Raw genomic sequence first — 2,804 nt, 5'->3', positions numbered from 1 at the left:
GCCCCTAAACTGCCCTGAATCTCTTTCATCGACGCGTTGGTGATTTGAATATCCAAAATCGCCATAAAAGCACCGATTAAACCGCCAGCAACAGCAATCCAAGAACGTGTGCTACCGCGCTGATAACCGGTCGGTTTATCATCCACAGTACTTACAGGGCCGACTTGCGATGCATCTGCCTCAGTGGCTGACTGGTTCATATTAATGCCCTGCAGTCACAGATGTTGCTTGAACAGCAGATGCCTTAGCAAGCTCATGAGATTGAGTTGCTGACTCTGTATCAACTTCAACCAAGGCACTTAAGCCAGGTAAAATACGCCCAATTACAGATGAGGGTTGATCATGTTCAAGACGAATACGCACCGGAATACGTTGAACAATTTTGGTAAAGTTACCCGTCGCATTCTCTGCGGGTAACAAGCTAAATTTAGAACCCGATGCAGGTGCTAAACTGTCGATAAATCCGCTAAACACATCATCAGGATAAGCATCTAAACTCACCTTAACGGCTTGTCCGGCTTGCATGTGCTCAATTTGAGTTTCTTTAAAGTTAGCCGTAATCCACACTTGTGCATCTGGCACTAGGCTAAACAATGCTTGTCCAGGTTGAACATACTGGCCCACCATTGCGCCACGCTTACCTATAATCCCTGAAAACGGTGCCGTAACACGTGTATCAACCAATTGAATATTGGCCAACTCGACACTGGCCATTGCCTGATCGACATCCGCTTGTACTTGTAATAATTGCGCGTTAAATACCGACAATTCACGCTGCTTAGCCACTAATGCAGCTTGCGCCTCATCGACATGAGCTGATGCTGAATCGAAACCAGCCTGAAGTTGGTCAACATCATTTTGTGAACTGTAATTACTGATTTTTAATTTCTGTGAACGCTTCAACTGTTGTTGAGCAATTAACTGCTCTGACTGTGAGGCCACAACGGTTGCCTTAGCTTGATTAATTAATGCTTGCTGTAAATCAACCTTTGCGGCCAAGGTTTGCAAGTTTGCTTGGGTACTCGCTAGCACAGCTTTGCTTTGAGCCAGCTTAGCAACAAACTGACTGTCTTCCAGTTGAGCCAGTAGTTCACCTTTGTTGACATGTTGATTATCAACCACAGCAGACTGCACAATGTAGCCGGGGACTTTTACACTGATATTTGAAATATCAGCCTCAACATACGCATTGTCCGTTGACTCGATATATCGAACTTGTGACCACCAATAAACGCCTGCAACAACTAACACAACGATAATACTTGGCACTAACACTAACCGCTTATTGATAGACATATTTGACTCCTAATTTATTCTGCTCTAGTTTACTACTGTTTCCTTAAGTTTATTAGATAGTAAAAATTCAACCCACTGTTTCACAGGTGTAACAATATGGATCTCAACCGCGTTCAAATATTCTCGCAAGTAGTAGAACAAGGCAGTTTTACCGGTGCAGCCAAGGCGCTGGGGATAACCAAAGCCACTGTGAGTCGTAAAATCGCAGATCTAGAAGCAGATGCTGGTGTGCAATTACTGTTTCGCACCACAAGGTCATTGAAACTCACTGAAGCGGGTTCGAGCTATTACCATCGCATCAGTAAAATTTTACAAGATTTACAAAACGCCGAAGATCTTCTCAGCGCGAGCCAGCAAGACATCAAAGGCAACTTAAAAGTGATTTGCCCTATCGAGCTAGGACAATTATTTTTAGGTCGTATCCTTGCCCGGTTTCTGGCGGCTTACCCCAATATCACCATTGATGCAGAACTGACTAACCGTAAAATTGATGTGATTGAAGAAGGGGTCGATTTTCTATTTCAAATTACTGAACAGCATGATCCTAAGCTGCAAAGCTACTCGTTAGTCACTGCCAGCAGGCTGTTAATGGCAAGCCCAACTTACCTTGAGCGTCATGGCACACCACAAATACCGCAAGATTTAATGATCCATACCGCAATTAAATTACAGTCGGCCCATATTAATGGTGGCTGGCGTATTTTTGATGGTAACCAATGGCTTGATCTTGATCCCCCTGCGCAGCTAAAAGTCAATAATGTCACCTTTGCCCGAGAAGCGGCAATTGAAGGCTTAGGCATTACTGCGGTACCGGTTTTTATTGCACAAGAAGCCATAGACAGTAAGCAACTGATACCAATACTAGAAGACTTTCCAATGATGCAAACCAAGGTCACCCTGAGCTTTCCGCAGCGTGTGTATTTACCCCGAAAATACCGAGTGTTTGTAGAGTTTTTATATGCAGCTCTGTTTGAGCATTGGGGTGAAGGCGTGCTCGAAATTCCCGATTTTGTTCACCAAAGCAATCATAATTAAAGATGAGTTTTTAAGCACAAAATAATCTATAGAATAAATAGATATTTTTTACTGACTAGGTGCTAATATCAACTCAATCAGGTGATTAATTTAGATCATAGAGGTAAGTTTTCGCACATCATTAATTCGCAATATCAATGATAAGTTTGGTTCAGTAAATTGTTCAAAGGCTAAGTCAGTATTTAAGTGGCTGATTAATTTTGGTTCATTCGATACTAACAACACAAATTACCATTTATTAGTCACGTGTTATGCGTGCTAGGAGTCATACAAATGAGCAAAGAACGTAATAATTCAAAAGAAGCGAAGAAAAAACCGGCATTATCTTTAAAAGAGAAACGTGCGGTTAAGCAATCGAAAAATTCACCTGAAAATTTTGCCAGTAAGATCAAATAATTTACACGTCGTTTAACAAGTAAATAGCTTGATGTAGACATACTGAGCACATAAAAATACCGAGCTAATTGCTCGGT

The 2,804-nt window shown here is 41.9% G+C and carries 3 protein-coding genes and 1 pseudogene; 2 read left to right on the top strand and 2 right to left on the bottom strand.

All coding sequences use genetic code 11. The features are described 5' to 3' along the window. Both CXF78_RS19240 and CXF78_RS19235 read right to left on the bottom strand, forming a co-directional pair. Window positions 1-200: pseudogene (locus CXF78_RS19240) on the bottom strand (EmrB/QacA family drug resistance transporter); the annotation flags it as partial. 1 nt (window position 201) lies between these two features. Further along, complete coding sequence (locus CXF78_RS19235; RefSeq protein ID WP_102037664.1) at window positions 202-1,296, bottom strand: HlyD family secretion protein; 1,095 nt, start codon at window positions 1,294-1,296, stop codon at window positions 202-204. A gap of 96 nt (window positions 1,297-1,392) precedes the next feature. Here CXF78_RS19235 and CXF78_RS19230 point away from each other — a divergent pair, with 96 nt between their 5' ends. Together CXF78_RS19230 and CXF78_RS21950 are read left to right on the top strand one after the other, a co-directional pair. Further along, entirely contained in the window at window positions 1,393-2,331 is a 939-nt protein-coding gene (locus CXF78_RS19230; protein WP_102037663.1) for a LysR family transcriptional regulator, read from the top strand. Between the two features lie 273 nt (window positions 2,332-2,604). Continuing rightward, window positions 2,605-2,727 carry a hypothetical protein gene (locus CXF78_RS21950; RefSeq protein WP_011635985.1) on the top strand — a complete coding sequence of 41 codons (123 nt, stop codon included), beginning with the start codon at window positions 2,605-2,607 and terminating at the stop codon, window positions 2,725-2,727. The last annotated feature ends 77 nt before the right edge of the window (window positions 2,728-2,804 follow it).

This window comes from Shewanella sp. 11B5 (assembly GCF_002836795.1).
In the GTDB taxonomy this organism is placed as follows: Bacteria; Pseudomonadota; Gammaproteobacteria; order Enterobacterales; family Shewanellaceae; genus Shewanella; species Shewanella frigidimarina.
The sequence above is the reverse complement of the archived record's forward strand: the minus strand, read 5'-3'. Positions and strand labels throughout refer to the sequence as shown.